Annotated in this window: 18 protein-coding genes; 5 read left to right on the forward strand and 13 right to left on the reverse strand. The window is 64.0% G+C overall.

From position 1 onward, the window contains the following. Positions 1 to 7: 7 nt before the first annotated feature. From AC3WJM_RS01615 to coaE, 5 genes are all read right to left on the reverse strand, one after another. On the reverse strand, positions 8 to 1,363 hold the full coding sequence (locus tag AC3WJM_RS01615; protein WP_492271062.1) for an MFS transporter: 1,356 nt from the start codon (positions 1,361 to 1,363) through the stop codon (positions 8 to 10). A gap of 82 nt (positions 1,364 to 1,445) precedes the next feature. After that, positions 1,446 to 2,480, reverse strand: a complete 1,035-nt coding sequence (locus tag AC3WJM_RS01620) for a TerC family protein (RefSeq protein WP_059389293.1) — start codon at positions 2,478 to 2,480, stop codon at positions 1,446 to 1,448. Between the two features lie 179 nt (positions 2,481 to 2,659). After that, positions 2,660 to 4,747, reverse strand: coding sequence for an excinuclease ABC subunit UvrB (gene uvrB, locus AC3WJM_RS01625; RefSeq protein ID WP_059389294.1), 2,088 nt, complete (start codon positions 4,745 to 4,747; stop codon positions 2,660 to 2,662). 41 nt (positions 4,748 to 4,788) lie between these two features. Beyond that, entirely contained in the window at positions 4,789 to 5,106 is a 318-nt protein-coding gene (locus AC3WJM_RS01630) for a hypothetical protein (protein ID WP_284988235.1), read from the reverse strand. 2 nt (positions 5,107 to 5,108) lie between these two features. Then, positions 5,109 to 6,329: a dephospho-CoA kinase gene (gene coaE / locus AC3WJM_RS01635; RefSeq protein WP_492271063.1), complete on the reverse strand. Its 1,221-nt coding sequence runs from the start codon at positions 6,327 to 6,329 to the stop codon at positions 5,109 to 5,111. 22 nt (positions 6,330 to 6,351) lie between these two features. Here coaE and AC3WJM_RS01640 point away from each other — a divergent pair, with 22 nt between their 5' ends. Then, entirely contained in the window at positions 6,352 to 7,041 is a 690-nt protein-coding gene (locus AC3WJM_RS01640) for an IMPACT family protein (protein WP_492271064.1), read from the forward strand. A gap of 177 nt (positions 7,042 to 7,218) precedes the next feature. Here AC3WJM_RS01640 and rpsA read toward each other — a convergent pair whose 3' ends face one another. The 4 genes from rpsA to polA all read right to left on the reverse strand — a co-directional run bounded on the left by rpsA (position 7,219) and on the right by polA (position 13,875). Next, positions 7,219 to 8,694: a 30S ribosomal protein S1 gene (rpsA, locus tag AC3WJM_RS01645; protein ID WP_284988238.1), complete on the reverse strand. Its 1,476-nt coding sequence runs from the start codon at positions 8,692 to 8,694 to the stop codon at positions 7,219 to 7,221. 166 nt (positions 8,695 to 8,860) lie between these two features. Beyond that, a complete protein-coding gene (locus AC3WJM_RS01650) occupies positions 8,861 to 9,793 on the reverse strand; it encodes a polysaccharide deacetylase family protein (RefSeq protein WP_284988239.1) in 933 nt (310 codons plus the stop codon). A gap of 45 nt (positions 9,794 to 9,838) precedes the next feature. Further along, positions 9,839 to 11,143: a GNAT family N-acetyltransferase gene (locus AC3WJM_RS01655; RefSeq protein WP_492271065.1), complete on the reverse strand. Its 1,305-nt coding sequence runs from the start codon at positions 11,141 to 11,143 to the stop codon at positions 9,839 to 9,841. A gap of 89 nt (positions 11,144 to 11,232) precedes the next feature. After that, positions 11,233 to 13,875, reverse strand: a complete 2,643-nt coding sequence (polA, locus tag AC3WJM_RS01660) for a DNA polymerase I (protein ID WP_492271091.1) — start codon at positions 13,873 to 13,875, stop codon at positions 11,233 to 11,235. Between the two features lie 181 nt (positions 13,876 to 14,056). On the opposite strand from polA, the gene AC3WJM_RS01665 reads away from it, so the two are divergent. Then, a complete protein-coding gene (locus AC3WJM_RS01665; protein WP_284988241.1) occupies positions 14,057 to 14,524 on the forward strand; it encodes a hotdog fold thioesterase in 468 nt (155 codons plus the stop codon). Here AC3WJM_RS01665 and AC3WJM_RS01670 read toward each other — a convergent pair. The 4 genes from AC3WJM_RS01670 to AC3WJM_RS01685 all read right to left on the reverse strand — a co-directional run bounded on the left by AC3WJM_RS01670 (position 14,477) and on the right by AC3WJM_RS01685 (position 17,209). Then, on the reverse strand, positions 14,477 to 15,073 hold the full coding sequence (locus tag AC3WJM_RS01670) for a dihydrofolate reductase family protein (RefSeq protein ID WP_284988242.1): 597 nt from the start codon (positions 15,071 to 15,073) through the stop codon (positions 14,477 to 14,479). The genes AC3WJM_RS01665 and AC3WJM_RS01670 overlap by 48 nt on opposite strands. 36 nt (positions 15,074 to 15,109) lie before the next feature. After that, positions 15,110 to 15,331 (reverse strand): hypothetical protein, encoded by a 222-nt coding sequence (locus AC3WJM_RS01675; RefSeq protein WP_059389296.1) that lies wholly within the window; start codon positions 15,329 to 15,331, stop codon positions 15,110 to 15,112. After that, the gene (locus tag AC3WJM_RS01680) at positions 15,328 to 16,542 is read right to left on the reverse strand and encodes an inorganic phosphate transporter (protein ID WP_059389297.1); all 1,215 of its coding nucleotides are present in this window, start codon (positions 16,540 to 16,542) and stop codon (positions 15,328 to 15,330) included. The genes AC3WJM_RS01675 and AC3WJM_RS01680 overlap by 4 nt, the downstream gene beginning before the upstream one ends. Positions 16,543 to 16,711: 169 nt before the next feature. Further along, entirely contained in the window at positions 16,712 to 17,209 is a 498-nt protein-coding gene (locus tag AC3WJM_RS01685; protein ID WP_492271066.1) for an HAD domain-containing protein, read from the reverse strand. A gap of 119 nt (positions 17,210 to 17,328) precedes the next feature. On the opposite strand from AC3WJM_RS01685, the gene kynA reads away from it, so the two are divergent. From kynA to AC3WJM_RS01700, 3 genes are read left to right on the forward strand one after another with little or no spacing between them, the layout of a single operon-like run. Then, positions 17,329 to 18,213, forward strand: a complete 885-nt coding sequence (kynA, locus tag AC3WJM_RS01690; protein WP_492271067.1) for a tryptophan 2,3-dioxygenase — start codon at positions 17,329 to 17,331, stop codon at positions 18,211 to 18,213. Between the two features lie 43 nt (positions 18,214 to 18,256). After that, the gene (gene kynU / locus AC3WJM_RS01695) at positions 18,257 to 19,495 is read left to right on the forward strand and encodes a kynureninase (protein ID WP_284988245.1); all 1,239 of its coding nucleotides are present in this window, start codon (positions 18,257 to 18,259) and stop codon (positions 19,493 to 19,495) included. Beyond that, on the forward strand, positions 19,492 to 20,346 hold the full coding sequence (locus AC3WJM_RS01700) for a PaaX family transcriptional regulator (RefSeq protein WP_332602104.1): 855 nt from the start codon (positions 19,492 to 19,494) through the stop codon (positions 20,344 to 20,346). The genes kynU and AC3WJM_RS01700 overlap by 4 nt, the downstream gene beginning before the upstream one ends. The last annotated feature ends 18 nt before the right edge of the window (positions 20,347 to 20,364 follow it).

The following is a 20,364-nucleotide window of genomic DNA, read 5'->3' on the forward strand; positions in this document are numbered from 1 at the left end:
GTTCAGCTCAGCCCGCCGGCCGTACTGCCGGACGCTTCACCGAAGCCGCGACGACGGCCAGCACGACGACGGCCACGGCACCGGAAGCCATGTTCAGACCCTCGTAGCCCACCCAGCCCAGCACGAGCCCGGAGAAGCCTCCGCCCAAGGCACCGGCAGCCCCCATGAGTGTGTCTGAGACTCCCTGGACGATGACGCGTTGCTGCCGCTCGACGCTCTCGGCCAACAGGGTGGATCCTGAAATCGTCGCGGCCGACCACCCTAGGCCGAGCACAACGAGCCCCACCGTGACCAGGGCCGGGTCCTGCTGCCCGAAGCCGGCCACGGCGACAGCCACCGCCAGCAGCACGAAGCCCAGCACGATCGTCTGGATCCGGCCCGCCCTGTCCGTCAGCCACCCCATCAGCGGCGACAAAGCGAACATGCCGGCGATGTGGAGGGAAATCGTAAATCCAATGATCACCAGGGCGTCGGTACCCATGGCGTGGCCGCCCTCGTGACCCACATGGCCCCCAACCGGCCCGGTGGAGACGAGCTCCTGCAGGTGCAACGGCGTCATCGACATGACCGCCACCATGATTCCATGCGCCGCAACCACCGCAGTCAGGGCCAGTTTGGCGCGCGGAGACGCCCGCACGGCCTGGAATCCGGCAGTCAATGAACGACGTCGGGGCCCTCCTGCTTCGGCACGGTCGCCAGCGCTTCCGCCGTCGTCGTGCGTCCCCTCGGCCAGGCGCCTTGCCAGCAACAGCGGGTCGGGGCGCAGTGCGGCCATCAGTAACACCGCGGCCAGAAGGAGGCTGGCAACGGAGAAGACGAATGGCCCGGAGATTGCGGGCAGGCCCAGAGCTTCGCCCACCGCAGCGCCAGGTTGGATGAGGTTCGGACCGGCCACGGCGCCGATGGTGATTGCCCAGACAACGGTTGCAAGCGATCGTCCGCGGTGCTCCGGTGCGGCGAGATCGACGGCGGCGAATCGCGCCTGGAGGTTCGATGCCGTGCCGAGACCCAGCAGGGCTGCACCAAGGAGGAGCACCGCGAAAGCCCCCGTAGCCGCCGCGACAATCATGAAGATTGCCCCAAGCATCGCGGCCAGGAGACCGGTGACGAGTCCGGCACGGCGCCCCCTGCGCTCGGCAAGACCGGCCAGGGGCAAAGCAGTGACGGCACCGGCGAGCGTGAGGATAGTGGTGACCGATCCCGCCCAGGCGCTCGATCCACTGAGCTGGACGGCAAGCAACGATCCGATGGACAGGGTGGCGCCGTTGCCCACACCGCTCAGCAGTTGTGTGGTGCTCAGCAATCGGACTGTGCGTCGCTGTACTGCTGCCGGATCGAGGGTCATCGGAGAGGTCAACGCCATGCCAAGAGCATATCTCCGCCAAACGCTGAGCCCCGGCCACAGTAAGGGCCGGGGCTCCGAAACGTTCCGCAGTTGACCCGTGTTAGTTGCCGCTGACTTTGTTCATGCTCTTGCGGGAATCTTCTTCGAGCCGGGCATCCAGCTTGGACTTGCTGCCCGCCGGGGTCAGGAGGCTCGCGACAACCGCCACGACGATGGTGCCGAGGATGACCGCGAGGGACACATAGGTCGGGATCTCCGGAGCCCATTCGATGTGGTGGCCGCCGTTGATGAAGGGCAGTTCGTTGACGTGCATGGCGTGCAGGACCAGCTTGACGCCGATGAAGGCGAGGATGATCGACAATGCGTGCTTGAGGTAGATCAGCCGGCTCATGAGTCCGCCAAGCAGGAAGTACAGCTGGCGCAGGCCCATGAGGGCGAAGATGTTGGCGGTGAAGACGATGAAGGCGCTCTGCGTCAGTCCGAAGATGGCCGGAATGGAGTCCACGGCGAACAGGAGGTCCGTCATGCCGATGGTCACGAAGACGATCAGCATGGGAGTGAACAGTTTCTTGCCGTTGACCGTTGTCCGAAGCTTGCCGCCGTCGAACTTCTCCGACATCGGGACAACTTTGCGGATACGGGCGATCAGCGGGTTTTCGGCACCGTCTTCCTCGTCTTCGCCGTTGTCCGTGGCTTGCTTCCACGCGGTCCAGAGCAGGAACGCGCCGAAGATGTAGAAGACCCAACTGAACTGCTCAATCACCACGGCACCCAGGGCAATGAAGATACCGCGCAGGACGAGGGCGATGATGATGCCCACCATGAGCACTTCCTGCTGGTACTTACGGGGCACGGAGAACCGCGCCATGATGATGATGAAGACAAAGAGGTTGTCGATACTCAGGCTGTATTCGGTCACCCAGCCGGCGATGAACTGGCTGCCATGTTCCGGGCCGGCAAAGGCGAACATCGCTCCGGCAAACACCAAGGCGAGGGTGACGTAGAAGGCGACCCAAAGGCCTGCTTCCTTCATCGAGGGTTCGTGCGGACGCTTGACCACCAGGAGAAGGTCGACAAGGAGGATGATTCCGAGAACGACGAACGAGCCGATCTCAAACCAGGCGGGGAGTTGCATCTAGAATGCCTTTCGCAGGTACGCCAAAACGGCGTAAGTCTCTCCGACCTGCCTGCGTCTCCATGCCCGAAGGCAACAACGCTCAAACGGCGATCCGCTAGGCCCGGCGAGGCGTCTGTGCCTTGCGTGTTGACGGACGTAGCGCTTGGGATACTCCCCTACGTAGCCCCAACTTTACCCTAAGCGTGCCCGGCGGACTGCATTTGGCGGAGTTCGCGCTTGAGGTCGCCCACCTCGTCACGGATCCTCGCAGCGATCTCGAATTGGAGCTCAGCGGCAGCCGCGTGCATCTGCTCGGTCAGCTGTTCGATCAGGCCCACGAGGTCTTCGGCCGGCGCCGCGGCCAGGCCATCTTGCCGGACCTTCGAAGCGCCCTTGCCCTTGCCGGTCCGGCCGCCCTTTCCGGCTGCGGCCAGCAACTCGCGGGTGTCGGCGTCTTCGCGGGCAAGCTGATCAGTGATGTCCGCGATCTTCTTGCGCAACGGCTGGGGATCGACACCGTTGTCCGTGTTGTATTTGACCTGGATTTCCCGGCGGCGGTTGGTTTCCTCAATTGCCTTCGCCATCGAGTCCGTGATCCGATCGGCGTACATGTGGACCTGGCCCGAGACGTTTCGGGCGGCGCGCCCGATGGTCTGGATGAGGGAGGTGGCCGAGCGGAGGAATCCTTCCTTGTCGGCGTCGAGGATGCTGACAAGTGACACTTCGGGCAGGTCGAGGCCCTCTCGGAGCAGGTTGATGCCCACCAGGACGTCGAAGCTGCCCATGCGGAGCTCCCGGAGCAGTTCCACGCGACGGAGGGTGTCGACGTCGGAGTGCAGGTATTGGACCTTGACCCCATGGCCCAGCAGGTAGTCGGTCAGGTCCTCGGCCATGCGCTTGGTCAAGGTGGTGACCAGGACGCGTTCGTCGCGCTCCACGCGCGTCCTGATTTCGCCAAGGAGGTCGTCGATCTGGCCTTTGGTCGGCTTCACGATGACTTCGGGATCGATCAGTCCGGTAGGGCGGATAATCTGTTGGACGAACCCGTCGGCCTTGCCCAGCTCGTACTTGCCGGGGGTCGCGGAAAGATAGACGGTCTGGCCCACCCGTTCCAGGAATTCATCCCATTTGAGCGGCCTGTTGTCCATGGCCGAAGGAAGCCGGAAACCGTGGTCCACGAGTGTGCGCTTGCGCGACATGTCACCCTCGTACATGGCGCCGATCTGTGGAACCGTGACATGGGATTCGTCAATGACCAGCAGGAAGTCGTCCGGGAAGTAGTCGATGAGGCAGTGCGGGGCCGTGCCGGAGCCGCGGCCATCGATGTGGCGTGAGTAGTTCTCGATGCCGTTGCAGAAACCCATTTGTTGCATCATCTCGAGATCGTAGGTGGTGCGCATGCGCAGCCTCTGGGCCTCCACCAGCTTGTTCTGGCCTTCGAGGACCTTGAGCCGCTCCCCGAGCTCGTTCTCGATGGCGGTAATGGCGCGGGACATGCGTTCCGGACCGGCGACATAGTGCGAGGCCGGGAAGATGTACATCTCGGTTTCCTCGCGGATGACGTCGCCCGTTACCGGATGCAGAGTATAGATGTTCTCGATCTCGTCGCCGAAGAACTCGATGCGCAGGGCCAGCTCTTCGTACATCGGGATGATCTCCACGGTATCTCCGCGGACCCGGAACGTGCCGCGGTGGAAGTCCATGTCGTTGCGGGTGTACTGCATGCCGACAAACTTGCGCAGGAGATCGTCCCGGTTCATTTCGGCGCCCTTGGTGAGCGTGACCATCCCGGCGATGTATTCTTCCGGGGTGCCCAGGCCGTAGATGCACGACACGGTAGCCACAACGATGACATCCCTGCGGGTCAACAGCGCGTTGGTGGCCGAGTGCCGCAGCCGCTCCACCTCCTCATTCACGGAGGAGTCCTTCTCGATGAAGGTATCCGTCTGGGGGACGTAGGCTTCAGGCTGGTAGTAATCGTAATAGGAAACGAAGTACTCCACCGCGTTGTTGGGCAGCAGCTCCCGGAACTCGTTGGCGAGCTGCGCGGCCAAGGTCTTGTTTTGGACCATCACCAAGGTGGGCCGCTGCACTTGTTCGATCAACCAGGCGGTGGTGGCACTCTTGCCCGTACCGGTGGCGCCGAGCAGGACGACGTCTTTCTCGCCGTTGTTGATCCTTTCGGTCAGCTCGGCGATTGCGGCCGGCTGGTCACCTGCCGGCTTGAATTCGCTGATGACCTCAAAAGGCGCGACCACACGGTTGATCTCCTGGGCAAGACTCATGAATCCAATGTACCCCCGCCCGCGGACAGTTACTGTCCGCGTTATCCGGTGGAACCGTCACCTCCGCCTGGCCTGGTCCAACCGTCGTCGAGTCGCCCCATGATGGAACGGAACATCTTGACGGCGAACCACACTCCTGCCCCAAGCCAGGCGGTCCATGCCAACCAGAAAGCTGTGCCCGGCACGAGGACGCGCCACGTCGCCGGCTGCGTTCCAGCGACGAACTCCTCGCGGCCGCCGGCAAGGAACCACAGCAGCGCGGCCCCGGCCATGAGGACGACGCCGCCCCACGCCAACGCACGAACGGCGCCGAGCCGCTGTCCCTCAAGGTGCGGCGTGATTCTCCGTTTCGGGGCCATGCCTAGCCTTGCGCCATGGAGTACGACGGCGGCTGCCAACCGCTGCTGCTGGCCCAGGCATCCATGAGCGGCCACGCGACCTCGGTGAACCAGGGCTCCTTGGCTTCCGCATACGCCAGGGTCCGGCCGTCACCGGCGTACTGCGCGGCAAGCTCTTGCTTCAGGGCCGCATACATTGCCACGGCCTCGGGGTTGGCGCGGAGCCAATCCCGGAACAACAACGCATAACGCCAGCCCGGGCTTCCAAGCACCCGGACATGGACATTGGCTGCCCGCCCGGGGTCCGCGTTGGCATGGAAGCGCTTTTGCCATGCCGATGGATCCAAGTCCGGTGGCTTGGGTGTGTCACGGGCAGAGGCCTCCCGCAACGGGAAACCTGCCTCGCCCAAGACCCCCGCTATCCGGTCTGCGGCTTCAAGCGAGGACACATTGACCTGCAGGTCGATGATGTCTTTTGCAAGAAGGCCGGGTACCGACGTCGAACCGATGTGGTCTGCGCCCAACACCTCCGGGGATGCCCGCCGGATCCGGGCAAGCAGCCGCCCGGCCTGGGCCGGCCAGTCGGGGTTTGGCGGCCGCAATACAGGTCCGCCGGCTCGTGGGGCCGGACGGCCCGCCGCGAGGTTGCGGGCAAACGGCACCAATCGTTCTTCCCAGAGAGTTTCCACCAGCTCGGTGACTTCCGCCACGGTTCCGGAGTTGTCCAACACGATGTCGGCCGCGGCCAGCCGTTCATCCCGGCTGGCTTGCGCGGCCATCCGCGACACCGCGTCCTCCGCTGTCATGCCTCGGATCTCCGTCATGCGCCGGATCCGTTCCTCGTCCGGCGCATCGACGACGAGCACCAGGTGGAAGCTGCTTCCCTGCCCGGTTTCGACCAGGAGTGGAATATCCTGGACGACGATGTCGCCGGGTTTCGCGGTCGCGAGCATCGCCGCAGCCTTCTCCCTGACCCGGGGATGGATGATCGCGTTGAGCGCTTCGCGGCGATCCGGCTCGGCGAACACGATCGCGCCGAGGCGTGCCCGGTCAAGGCGCCCCTCGGCGTCGACGATGTCTTTACCGAACTCGGCCACGACGTCCGCCAAGCCCGGAGTGCCCGGCTCCACGACCTCGCGGGCCAGCGCGTCGGCGTCAATCAAGACAGCGCCCAACTCCCTCAGCCGGGCGGACACGAGCGATTTGCCGGAGGCGATCCCGCCGGTAAGTCCAATCTTCAGCACCCCTCCACACTAGACTGGGTCGGTGGCAGAACAGGAAGAAAGCCGGGCGACCGCGTACACAACATTGGCGCCGGGAGACGATTTCCGCCACGAACTCGAGATCAAACGTTCGCGCTTCATCACGGTGCTGCGCCGCGCTTCCGACGAGGACGCCGCCCGCGCCCTGGTGGCGGAACTGCGCAAGGAATTCCATGACGCCCGGCACCACTGCTCGGCATTCGTCCTCGGTCCGGACCGCGTCATCCAGCGGTCCAACGACGACGGCGAACCCTCCGGAACAGCTGGCATCCCCATGCTTGAGGCGCTCATCAAACGCGAGACCTTGCCTGGGGTGGCTGACCTCAGCGACGTGAGCGCCGTCGTCGTGCGCTATTTCGGTGGGATCCTCCTGGGCGCGGGCGGACTGGTCCGTGCGTACTCCGAATCGATCTCGGCCGCGCTGGACTCCGCTCCCCTGGTCCAGCGCCGCCGCCTGCGGATGTGCGACATCCCCGTGCCCCACCAAGCGGCCGGGAGGCTGGAAAACGATCTGCGCTCCGCGGGCTACTTCATGGCCGAAACTAGCTACGAGCCCTCGGAGACAATCCTGCGCGTGGCGCTACCCGATGATCCAGGCGCAATCGCGGACGCCCGTGAGCGGCTGGCATCCCTGACCGGCGGCGCCTCGGGCCTCCACTTGCGGGGAACGGAATGGGTCGACGTCCAGGCCTGAGCACCCACGGGACATGCCCTCCCCTGTCACGTGGGGAGCCGGGCAAGAGGGACGCGGGTGAGAGGCACAGGCAAGCAGGCAACCAGTGCAAGAGGGTTAAACAAAACGGCTCCTGCGATTCGTGAATGAATCGCAGGAGCCGTTTTGATCCGGCCCGGAAACCCGGGCCAGTGGCAATTAGTTGCCGGTCAGCTTCTCGCGCAGGGCGGCGAGTGCCTCGTCGGATGCCAGGGTGCCCGCGTTGGACTCGGTGGCAGCCGGCTCGGAGGAGTAGCTGGTGGTGCCGGAGTCGCTCTCGCCGGAAGCGGCAGCAGCGGCGTCGTCAGCAGCGTGCTGGGAAACCTGCTTCTTGTGAGCCTCCCAACGTGCCTGGGCGTCAGCGTACTGCTGCTCCCAAGCGGCGCGCTGCGTCTCGTAGCCCTCGAGCCATTCGTTCGACTCGGGGTCGAAGCCCTCGGGGTACTTGTAGTTGCCCTCTTCGTCGTACTCAGCGGCCATGCCGTACAGAGCCGGGTCGAACTCGGTGCTCTCAGCGTCAACGCCCTCGTTAGCCTGCTTGAGGGAGAGCGAGATGCGGCGGCGCTCGAGGTCGATGTCGATGACCTTGACGAAGAGCTCGTCGCCAACGGAGACGACCTGCTCAGCAAGCTCAACGTGGCGGACAGCCAGTTCGGAGATGTGAACGAGGCCTTCGATGCCGTCTTCGACGCGGACGAACGCACCGAACGGAACCAGCTTGGTGACCTTACCCGGAACAACCTGGCCGAGGGCGTGGGTGCGGGCGAAGGTCTGCCACGGGTCTTCCTGCGTGGCCTTGAGAGACAGGGACACGCGCTCGCGGTCCAGATCCACTTCGAGAACCTCGACGGTGACTTCCTGGCCAACCTCGACAACCTCGGACGGGTGGTCGATGTGCTTCCAGGACAGCTCGGAAACGTGAACGAGGCCGTCTACGCCGCCAAGGTCCACGAATGCACCGAAGTTGACGATGGAGGAAACGACGCCGGGACGAACCTGGCCCTTTTCCAGCTTGTTGAGGAACGTGGAGCGAACCTCGGACTGGGTCTGCTCGAGCCATGCACGGCGGGAAAGAACAACGTTGTTGCGGTTCTTGTCCAGCTCGATGATCTTGGCTTCGATCTGCTGACCGATGTACGGAGCAAGGTCGCGGACGCGGCGCATCTCGACGAGGGATGCGGGCAGGAAGCCGCGCAGGCCGATGTCGAGGATAAGACCACCCTTGACAACCTCGATGACGGTACCGGTGACAACACCGTCTTCTTCCTTGACCTTCTCGATGTCGCCCCAGGCACGCTCGTACTGAGCACGCTTCTTGGAGAGGATCAGTCGGCCTTCTTTGTCTTCCTTGGTGAGCACCAGGGCTTCGACCTGATCGCCAACGGAGACGACGTCCCCGGGGTCAACGTCGTGCTTGATGGAAAGCTCGCGGGAAGGGATGACACCTTCGGTCTTGTAACCGATGTCGAGCAGAACTTCGTCGCGGTCAACCTTGACGACGATACCTTCGACGAGGTCTCCGTCGTTGAAGTACTTGATGGTGGCGTCGACAGCTGCGAGGAAGTCCTCAGCGGTACCGATGTCGTTGATCGCGACTACGGGGGTACCGGGCTTCTCGGTGGAGGTGATGGTCATGTAGTAGGGGCTCCGTTGTGGATAGAGTATCGGTCAGGCAAACCGCCCGCTTCCCGTTGCCGGTCCGCAGGACACGGCAAACGCCGGGTCATCCTGAATTGTGGATTGTAAATTTGCGCGCACGTAGTATGCGCCCGTTCATTCTAGTCGTTTGCCTCAAGGAGGGTCAAAGCGGCAGCGTGTCACCAAGCCGCGCGAACGTCACGCCACGGTCCAGCAGGCCCGGAAGGGCGCGGGCATAGCCCTCCGCGGTACCGCCGGCGGGCTGGTTGAAATGCGAGATCACAATCTGGCCGGCGCCGTGACCTGCGGCAATTTTCCCCACTTCGCCCGCGACCGTCGGTGCCGGGAAGGTCGCGCCGCCGTCGCCGTTCACCGTGAAGCTCACGGGTACCAGTCCGAGGGCATTGGTGATCGCCGCCGCGACGTCGTCGTAGTAGGCGGTTCCGGCCCGGAAGAAGCGTGGGGCTTTGCCGGAAAGCCGCTCCATGACCTCTTGGTTGCCCATGATTTCGTCATACACTTCACCCGCATTGGCGGTGCCCGGGATTCCGTACGCCGAGCGTCCGTTGACCGATAGGGGCTGGTGCCGGAAGCCGTGGTTGCCGAGCTCGAACAAAGGATCGGCCGCGAGCTCGGCCGCCAGCCCGGGATTGGCCTTGATCCACCGGCCATTGACGAACAAGGTGGCGGGAACGTTGAGCTTGCGGAGGGTCTTGAGCAATCGTTGATCGCAGTCCGAGCCTTGGGGGCCACCGCAAGCATCGAACGTGAGGACCGCATGCGTCGACGCCGTTTTCGAGACCACGCCGGGGACCCCAAGACCCCATTCGACGGGCTTGCGCGCGGAAAATTCAGCTACAACCTGGGACCTCGACGGCGGCACCGGCCGCGTTTCGGGCACCACCGGATTCTGGCCGGCCTCGTCCACGACCGGCGTTGAAACCGTTGCGGGGCGTGGCGCGGGGGCGGCTGCCGGTTGTTGGGCGCAGGCCGCCAGGCCGGTCATCGCGAGTCCGGCGGCAGCCGCCAGCAAGGACCGCCGGCCCGGCAGCCCTGATGGGCCGGAGGAGTGGCCCCCCGGCTGGAATTCCCCCATGGAATCCTCTTCTGTTGTAGATCGAGTGTGTGGGTGGAGATGCGCCTAGAAGTGCGTCAGGCAATGGGCTGGACGTTCGACGGCGAACATGTGCCGGGCAGCCAATGCTGCTCCTGCCGTGTGCTCGCGGATCCGGCCAGCCGAAGCCAAGGTTACAGGATTGACGGCACCCAAATAGACAGACCCCAAATCGGTGACGTCCATGCTCAGGTCAGGGCTCCCGCCATCCGCCGCATTGACGGTGACAACGCCGCCGTCGGACGTCAATTCCCAGGTACCGTCGGCAAAACCGAGCGCATCCCGGATCTGCAGGACCAACCCTCCATCGGCGCTGTAGCGGCGGGCTGACAAGGCTGCAGGGACGTCCAGGACGCGCAACCACAACATGTCGCGGTAGTCGGAAGACGCAATGCAGCGTCCGTCCTCGAGCGCCCATACAAGGGGGTCTTCAACGGGAGCGTCGGGCCAGGAAACCTGTTCGACGAGATCGATGCTGCCCAGGAATTGCCACAGTTCCAGGTACGCGGAGTCCGTCGCGGCGACAAGGTCCACGATTTCCACCGTGTACGGCTTGGTGTCCCAGCCGGCGAACTTGTATGACACGTAGCCGTCGATGATGCCGTCCGGTGCATAGTGGAGCGCACATTTGATGGCCTTGTCTTCGCTGCCGTCACGAGTCATCGCCCCGGACACGTGATGGCGGTAGGAGTCCTGCCTCACGATGGACCCCGGCGTACGGTGGTGGACCTGTTCGAATACCTCGGGCGCTAGGTCCAGGAGGACGCGTGGATCGGCGATCTCCACCCGGCCAACGGGCTCATGACGGATGCGGAACTTCGGACCGGTGTCCACCTTGATGCTTCGCTCGAAGGTCGCGACGCCGAAACCGAAGCGGCCGTAAATGGACGCTTCGGATGCGGTCAGTGCGGCCATGGCGAAGCCGCCGTCCTTGGCATCGGCGAGGTCGGCGGTCATCATCCCGCGCAGGATCCCATGCCGCCGGTGCGTTCCGCGCACGGTGACCGCGGTGATCTGGCGCGTCCGCAGCTCTTCGCCGAAGCCAACATTCAGCTTGTTTTCCAGCGTTCCAAATGTCGCCACCGGAAATCCCGGGTTGAGCGCATGCAACGGAGGTTCTTCGTTGACGTAAACACCGGTCAACTCACGGTTGTCCGCTTGGTACATCGCGAGAATCTTGTCGATGAGCTCATCGCTTCGCTGCTCGTCATGGAATCCGAAGCCGACGGCGCGGAGCCAATCACGGGCTTGTCCGTAGTCCGGGTTCTCCTTGCCGACGGAACGAAAGCGCTTGACGTTGTACTTTTCGTTTGTTTCCTTGGGATCAGCCACCTCCCGAGCCTAGCCAGACAGCATGGGGGCACGCCACCATATCGGCGGCGTGCCCCCATGCAGAACGGCTATGGAGGCCGGCGGGCCCGCTAGTGCCCGGCGTCGTACCAGCTGGAGCCGACGCCTACCTGCACGTCGAGCGGTACCGTGAGCTGGGCCGCCGTCCCCATTTGTTCGGTGACGAGCTTTTCGACGGCTTCGCGTTCGCCGTGGGCGACCTCGAGGACGAGTTCGTCGTGGACCTGCAGCAGCATCCTGGACTTCAGCCCCTGGCTGGTCAACTCGGCCGAAACGCCGAGCATGGCCCGCTTCATGAGGTCCGCCGCCGAACCCTGGATCGGCGAGTTCAGTGCAATGCGCTCGGCGATCTCGCGGTGCTGGCGGTCCGTGCTGGTCAGGTCCGGAAGATAGCGACGGCGGCCTTCGATCGTGGCGGTGTAGCCGTCGATCCGGGCCTGCTCCACCACGCCGCGCAGATAGTCGCGCACGGCGCCGAAGCGGTCGAAGTAGTCCTTCATGAGGGTCCTGGCTTCGTCGACCGAGATTTCCAGTTGCTTGGACAGGCCGAACGAGGTCAGTCCGTAGGCCAACCCATAGGACATGGCCTTGACCTTGGAGCGCATGGCACTAGTGACGTCTTCCGGTGCCACGTTGAAAATGTGCGAGCCCACATAGCGGTGCAGGTCCTCGCCGTCCTTGTACGCCTGGATGAGGCCTTCATCGCCGGACAGGTGGGCCATGATGCGCATTTCAATCTGCGAGTAGTCGGCAGACAGCAGGCATTCGTAGCCCTCACTGACAACGAAGATTCCGCGGACCCGCCGGCCTTCCTCACTGCGCACCGGGATGTTCTGCAGATTGGGGTTGTTCGAGGAAATACGCCCCGTGGCCGCGACGTTCTGCGCGTACGTGGTGTGGATGCGGCCGTCCTCAGCCACCGATTTCTTGAGGGTCTCCAGCATTTGGGCCAGCTTGGAGGATTCCCGGTGGGCCATGAGCTGCACCAGGAACTCGTGGCCGGTCTTCTCCAATAGGGCCTTCAGCGAGGCAGCGTCCGTCGTATAGCCGGACTTGATCTTCTTGGTCTTCGGCAGGCCGAGCTCTTCGAAGAGGACGGTCTGGAGCTGCTTGGGCGAGCCAAGATTGACCTCGTGGCCGATCGCGGCAAATGCTTGCTCCTGGGCGTTGTCGATCACCTTCGCCAGGTCCGCGAGCTGTTCGTTCAGGCGTTCCGTGGAGATGGCAATGCCCGACAGTTCCATCTGGGCCAGGACCCGTGCGACCGGCAGCTCCAAGGTGGTCAGGAGCGCCTCGGCCTTGCGTTCGGCGAGCTCGCTTTCGAAGTGCTTGCTCAGTGTGTGCACGACGGCGGCCTGCTGGACGAGCGCGCTGGCGGCGGCCCCGTCCGGCCCATCACCAAGATCGAGTTCCAGCTGGCCGGCTTGTACAGCCGCAGCCGCGACGGTGATCCTCAGGTGGTGCTGGGCGAGCTCGGCGAGTTCGTAGCTGCGGCGGTCCGGCTGGATCAGATAGCCCGAAATGGCAGTGTCGTCCACCACGCCTTCCAGGCCGAGTCCACGGTGGTTCAGGGCCTTCAACGCGTCCTTGAACTCGTGCATGACCTTGGCTTCTTCGGGGTCTTGAAGCCACTTGGCAAGGACGGCATCGGCCGCCGCGTCCAAGGATGACAACTCGATGTAGGCCGCCCCGTTGGCACGCACGATGGCGAGGGCAGCGGCGTCGTCACCGATCCGCCCGGGAACCAACTGCACGGCGACGGCGGCACGGCTCCCCGTACCGGCGGCGAAGAACTCCTCCAGGGCGGCGGCGTCGTCCAGGATCTTGTAGTCGGGCGCGTCGATGGTTTCGGGGGGCGGGCCGGCGGTGTCGTCGCCATAGAGTGCGAACAGCCGGGCGCGGAGGGTCTTGAATTCAAGGGTGTCGAAGAGAGTCTCGACCTCCTGGCGGTTCGGGCGCGGCTCCTCGAGTTCCGCGAGCGTCACAGGGAGCTCAAGGTCTTTGAGCAGCTGGTTGAGGCGGCGGTTCCGCTTGACGGCGTCGATGTTTTCCCTGAGGGCTCCACCGACTTTGCCGCCGATCGAATCCAGGTTCTCCAGGATCCCTTCGAGGCCGCCGTACAGGTTGATCCACTTGGCCGCGGTCTTGGGGCCGACGCCGGGAACGCCGGCGAGGTTGTCGGCGGACTCCCCTACCAGCGCGGCGAGATCGGAGTAGCGGGACGGGGGAACGAAGTACTTTTCTTCGATCGCTGCCGCGTCCATGCGGGGAATATTGGAAACACCCTGTTTCGGGTACAGGACGAACACGTTGTCCGTGATGAGCTGGAAAGCGTCACGGTCCCCTGAAACCAGGAGGACTTCGTAACCTGCGGCCTCTCCCCGGGCCGCGAGTGTGGCAAGAATGTCGTCTGCTTCGTACCCGGGCATCTTGATGGTCTTGATGCCCCACGCTTCCATGACTTGGTCGATGAGATCGATCTGCCCGCGGAATTCCTGCGGCGTCTCGTTGCGGCCACCTTTGTATTCGCTGTACTCCGCCTTGCGGAACGTCGTGTCGTCCGAGACGTCGAAGGCCACCGCAACGTGGGTGGGCTTCTGGTCCTTGATGAGGTTGATCAACATCGAGGTGAAGCCATGCACGGCGTTGGTGTGCTGGCCCGAGGATGTGGCGAAGTTCTCCGCCGGCAGGGCATAGAACGCCCGGAACGCCATCGAGTGACCGTCGAGGACCAGGAGCCTCGGCCGGCCACCGGCCGCCGTGCCCGCAGTGGTTGTTGAAGGGTCTGGTGCCGTTGCGGTGGCAGTTGACACTGCGCTTGCGGTTGCCGTTGACGTTGCCGTTGGAACTGAGTCCGGTTTGGTTGTTTCGCTCACAGGTGCCAGCCTAGTTGCCATGATGGACAATTTCACGCCGGGCCCGTTCACCGACGAACTCAATGCGGCCGGCGTTCCGCAAGAGTTGCACGGTTGGCTTTCCCGCTATGGCGTGGGTTCCCTCGTAGCGAAGATGGGCATCAAGTTCCTGGAACTGAGCCCTGAACGGACCGTTGCCACCATGCCGGTCGAAGGCAATACCCAGGTTGCCGGCATCCTCCACGGCGGAGCCCACGTGGTCCTCGCCGAAACCCTGGGCTCCTTCGCGGCAGCCCTGCATGCCGGAGCCGGGCGCCACGTGGTGGGAATCGAGGTGGGCGCAACCCACCATCGCTCCATTGCGAGCGGCCTGGTCACCGGCACTTGCACGGCCATCCACTTGGGCGGCACGCTCGCCACCCATGAAATTGTCATGACCGACGATCACGGCCGGCGACTCTCAACTGCCCGGATCACCAACATGATCCGGGAGAACAGGGCCCGCTGAACCGGCACGCGCGGGGAACCTGTAGCGCACCTCTACTGCCGCGCTACCCAGGGTGCGGGAGGAGACCAACTCGAGCGGCGCCGTCGGGCTTTCAACAGGCAACAAGCGCTTGCCGGAACCCAAAGCGACCGGGATCAGGGTGACAATCATCTCGTCCAGCAGGCCGGCCTTGGCGAACTGGGCCACGAGGTTACCGCCGCCAACCAGCCACACGTTCTTGTCGCCGGCGTCGGCAATCAGGTCCGGCGCGAATTCCTCAACCTCGCCACGGACGAATGTGACGTCCGCGCCGGGCGGCGCGGCGTATTCGCGGTGGGTGAAGATCCAGCATGGAACACCTTGGTAGGGCCACTTGCCCGGTTCGTGTTCCATGAGCCAGCGGTACGTTTGGCCGCCCATGACAATGCAGCCGATGCCCGCCATGAAGTCTTCGTAGCTTTCGGTGACGCCCTCGGCCTCTTCGAACTGGAGCAGCCAGCCGAGATCGTCTTCTTTCGTGGCGATGAACCCGTCAAGCGAGGATGCCACGTAGTACTGGAAATCCGCCATGGCCCCACCCTACCCATCAGGCAGCAGCCTTCACAGCTACTTCGAGAAGTACGGAACGATCAGGTAGATCCCGAAAAGCACGGCGATTCCGCAGGCCGCAAAACAAGCGTAGGCGAGCGACCGGACCATGCCCGGCGATTTCTGCCGGGCGTCGCCCGCGATGGCGGTGAGGCGGACACCGAGCGAATACAGCACTACGAGGAGAACGGCCGCCACAAGGGTCGCGCCGGCTACCTCCACCAGATCAAACCACTTCATGCCTGGATGTCCTTACTCGCGCTTTTGCTCAGGTTCTGTTTTCTAGCCTTCTTCTTGCGGAAGCGGACTGCGGTGCCGGCTTCCTCGACTTCGACGGCGTTGTGGTGGCCTACGTGCGATTTCCTCGAGTAAATGAACATGTAGACGACGACGGCGGTGCCCACGACTGCGGCGATGACCACGCCGACGGTACCGGTGCCGATGAGGAACGCCGTCAAAGCGCCCACGATTGCGGCCGCAGGGAGGGTGAAGAGCCAGCCGGTGGCGATGCGCCCCACCGTTCCCCAGCGCACCGTGGTGCCTTTGCGTCCGAGTCCCGAGCCGATGACCGAACCGGAGGCCACCTGCGTGGTGGAGAGCGCGAAGCCGAGGTGGGAGGAAGCGAGGATGGCTGACGCCGTGCTGGCTTCCGCGGAGAAGCCCTGGGCTGGCTTGACGTCGGTCAGCCCCGAGCCCATGGTCCGGATGATGCGCCAGCCACCCGCATAGGTTCCGATGGCGATGGCGAGTGCGCAGGCCCCGATGACCCAGAGCTGCGGGCCGCTGCCGGCCGGCTGGGTTCCGGCGGCGATCAGGACGAGGGTGATGATGCCCATGGTCTTTTGCGCGTCGTTGGTACCGTGGGCCAAGGCGACGAGGCTCGAGGTGAAGATCTGGCCGGTACGGAATCCGCCGCGCTTCTGGGTCAGCTTGTCGCCGGTTTCGGGGTCATGCCGGGACGTCAGGAGGTAGGCCAGCTTGGTGCATAGATAGGCCACGGCACCGGCGAGCAGTGGCGAGAAGACGGCCGGAAGGATCACCTTCTGGAGCACGGTGTCGAAGTTGACGGCGTGGAATCCGATGCCGACGATCGCAGCGCCGATGAGGCCGCCAAAAAGCGCGTGCGAAGAACTGGACGGCAGCCCCTTGAGCCACGTGAACATGTTCCACAGGACGGCCCCCATCAGCCCGGCGAAGATGATCTCCGGCGTGATGTGGATACCGTCCGTGCCCTCGCGGATCAGGCCGCCCGATATGGTCTTTGCCACTTCGGTCGAGAGGAACGCGCCCACGAGGTTGAGCACCGCGGCCAAGGCAACAGCCGTCTTGGGTTTGATGGCACCCGTGGCGATCGGAGTCGCCATGGCGTTCGCAGTGTCGTGGAAGCCGTTGGTGAAGTCAAAAAATAAGGCCAGCGCTATGACAAGCGCGACCATGAAGGTGATTCCCACCTGGTGCCCAATCTGCAGAGTCGATGATGCGCAGTTCCACTTCCCCGGGGCCTGCCCAACAAAAAACAGTTCAGCACGCGTTCATCTGACTGTACTGGCGGAATTAACTATGGCGGGCGTGAAACCTTAAGAATCTTACGTGCCATTGCCGGCATGGCCAAACATCGAATCATCCAAGGAATTGCCGAACAGCCGCGATATCGCTGCGTGACAGGCCCCGCCGCGGATCCGGTGAGATCCACAGCACACGGTTGCCGAGGAACTCGGCCCAGGACCGGGCCGCGGCTTCATGGTTCAGCTGATCGTCCATCCACACGATCCGTTCGGCTCCGGACTCCTGGACGTCCTTCTGCAAGACGTCCAGCTTCCACCAATCGGCAGTCTGGTCCCAACCATCGCTGGTCAAGACGGGCCAATGCTCGCCGCGGAGGCCGATGGCCGGGCACAGGAACTCGGGCGCGAGCCGCTGCCACGTGGTCAACCATACAAACCTCGCCGCGGGGTGGGCGGCCAGGTCATTGAGTTCGTCAACCAGTTCGGAGGCGTAGACGACGTCCAGGATTCCGGCGTCGGCGATTTTCCATTCCGTACCCCAATCGGTGAAGCCCAGGGGACCGAAGGGGTTCACCACGCCGTCGACATCCAGATACAGCGACACGGTGGTCATGCAGCCCCCTCCCGGACGTGCCAACAAGGCCAGCGTAAGGCAAGCGCTTTGGAACGCCACCGGGACCGTCCGGAAATTCACTATCTTGACGTTCGTCACATAAGTGATAATCTCAATGCATGGAAAACCGCACCGGCCACTCCGAAGAGACCATCAGGGCCCGAGGAATCAGGCCCATCGAGGATTCGGTCCGCACCGACTTCAGCCAGGCCATGTCCTATGGCGGGTATCTGGACCTTGACCGCCTCCTCACGGCCCAGCACCCGTTGAGCACCCCGGAACACCATGACGAAATGCTGTTCATCATCCAGCACCAGACCAGCGAACTGTGGCTCAAGCTGATCCTGCATGAGCTTCTTGAAGCCCGCCGGCTCCTTGATGTGGACAACCTTGCCAAAGCCCTCAAATGCATCGCACGCGTCAAGGCGATCCAGCGGACCATGACCGAGCAGTGGTCTGTCCTGGGCACGCTCACTCCCCGCGAGTATTCCGAATTCCGGCGCTTCCTGGGCAGTTCGTCAGGCTTCCAGTCCCACCAGTACCGCGGCGTCGAGTTCCTCCTGGGCAACAAGAACCGCGGCATGCTCCGGGTCTTCGAGAGCGATCCGGCAGCGCACAGCCAGCTCAGTACCCTCTTGGAGGAGCCGACCCTTTACGACGCCTTCCTCGCAGTGCTGGCGCGGGCCGGTTATGCCGTTCCGGCCGAAATCCTTGAACGTGACACGAGCGAACCGTGGACGTTCCAGAAGGATCTGGTACCGGTCTTCCAGGAGATCTACGAATCGGAAGCCACACCCTGGGGATTCTACGAAGCGTGCGAAGACCTTGTGGACATCGAGGACAACTTCCACGCGTGGCGCTTCCGCCACCTGCGTACCGTGCAGCGGACCATCGGATTCAAGGTGGGCACGGGAGGCTCCTCCGGCGTCGACTTCCTCAAGCGGGCCCTTGACCTGACTTTCTTCCCGGAGCTCTACGCCGTCCGCACCGAGATCGGCAACTGAACAGCAAATTCCAAGCAACCCCATCGCTTTCTTCAGGAGAGACATGAACAGCGTGCAGCAAACGCAACGGCCGACGTCGGCAGAGCTCGACGCCGCGGATCCCCTCGCCGGGCAGCGTGAGGCCTTTTACGCCCCGTCGGACGGCCAGCTCACGGCCTACCTTGACGGGAACTCGCTCGGCAGGCCGCTCAAGGCGACATCGGCGAAGCTCGCGTCCTTCGTCGAGGACGCCTGGGGCAGCCGCCTTATCCGCGGCTGGGACGAACAGTGGATGGATGAGCCCACCGCAGTGGGCGACCGCATCGGCGTCGTGACCCTGGGCGCGGCCGCCGGCCAGGTGACCGTGGGAGACTCCACGTCCGTGATGCTCTACAAGCTCATCCGGGCAGCGGTCGACGCCCAAGCGGGCCGCGATGAGATTGTGGTGGACCGGGACAACTTCCCCACGGACCGTTTCATCATCGAGGGCATCGCCGCGGAGAAGGGCGCCACCATCAAGTGGGTCGCTTCCAACCCGGCCAGCGGCGTCCGGACCACGGACCTCGAGGGACTGCTCAGCGAGCGGACCGCCGTCGTCGTACTCAGCCACGTGGCATACCGTTCGGGTTTCCTGGCGGATGCCGCGGCGATCACCGCGATGGTCAAGGAAGCCGGAGCGCTCATGCTCTGGGACTTGTGCCACTCGGTAGGCTCGGTGCCCCTCGAACTGGACGCCTGGGGTGTGGACCTTGCTGTTGGTTGCACCTACAAATACCTCAATGGCGGCCCGGGCTCCCCCGCGTTCGCGTACGTCAACGCGTCGCAGCAGGACCGACTGCAACAGCCGATCTGGGGCTGGATGGGCGCCGACAACCCCTTCGGCATGACGGAAAGCTACACCCCGGCCCGTGGGATCCGCAGCTTCATCACCGGAACTCCCCCGGTGCTGGCCATGCAGCCGCTCAAGGACATGGTTGAGCTGATCGCATCAGTGGGCATGGATGCGGTGCGGGAGAAGTCCATCAAGCTGACGGAGTACGCAGTCGCCTTGGCTGAGGACATGCTGGCCCCCCTCGGCGTCGAGATTGTCAGCCCGCGCAACACCGCAGAGCGTGGCTCGCACATCACGGTGGACCATCCCTTGTTCGGCGAGGTGACCCGGACGCTTTGGGAGCGGGGTGTCATTCCGGATTTCCGTCCGCCGCACGGATTGCGGATCGGGCTCTCGCCGCTCAGCACCAGCTACGCGGAGGTTGAGCTGGGAGTGACCGCCATCCGGGACGCCCTGACCGAACTCCTGTGAGTGCCGTCCTCGACGACATGGACTCCCGGCCCGGGAGTACCACGTCGTTGCTGCGGACCGTCATCGGCTTATATCTCCGCGATGCCGGCGGATGGATGTCCTCAAGGCACATCATCGTCCTCATGGAGGCCCTTGGCGTGACCGCTGCCGTGTCCCGAACGGCCTTGTCACGGTTGAAAAAGAAGGAAATCGTCCTTCCTCAGCTCCGTGAAGGTGTTCCCGGCTTCGCCGTCACCGAGGGCGCCGCCACGATGCTTGCCCGCGGAGACCGCCGGATCTTCAACCCCCGCCTGATGTCCCCCGCGGACCGCTGGTGCCTCGTGTCCTTTTCCATTCCGGAAACGGAGCGGGAAAAGCGGCACCAATTGCGGCGGAGATTGCACTGGATCGGCTGCGGCACGGTGGCAGCAGGGCTGTGGATCTGCCCGGATTCGCTCAGGGTGGAAGTGGAGGAGATCCTCGAGGACCTGGGGTTGCGCGGAATGGCCACGGTGTTCGTGACGGACACCCCCTTGGTGGGCGGCAGCCTCCGCGAGGCCGCATCCGCATGGTGGGACCTGGACACCGTGGCAGAACTGCATCGCGACTTCATCCGGCATCATGGTTCCGCGGCGGACGACGGCGGCCAAGACAGCGGTTCCGACGGCGGCCCGGCCTCGGCCGAAACCTTCGCCCGTTACGTCCGTTGCATCGACCGCTGGCGGATCATTCCGTACCTTGATCCGGGGCTGCCGGCGGAATTCCTTCCCGAGGATTGGCCGGGCATGGCGGGAATCGCCTTGTTCGAGCGCTTGGGGGCCGCCTATTCACGGCCCAGCGCGGACTTCGTGCGGAGGACGCTGGAAGCTTAGGGGCCAAGAACGGGTGAT

This window comes from Arthrobacter sp. FW306-1B-G06A (assembly GCF_058781765.1).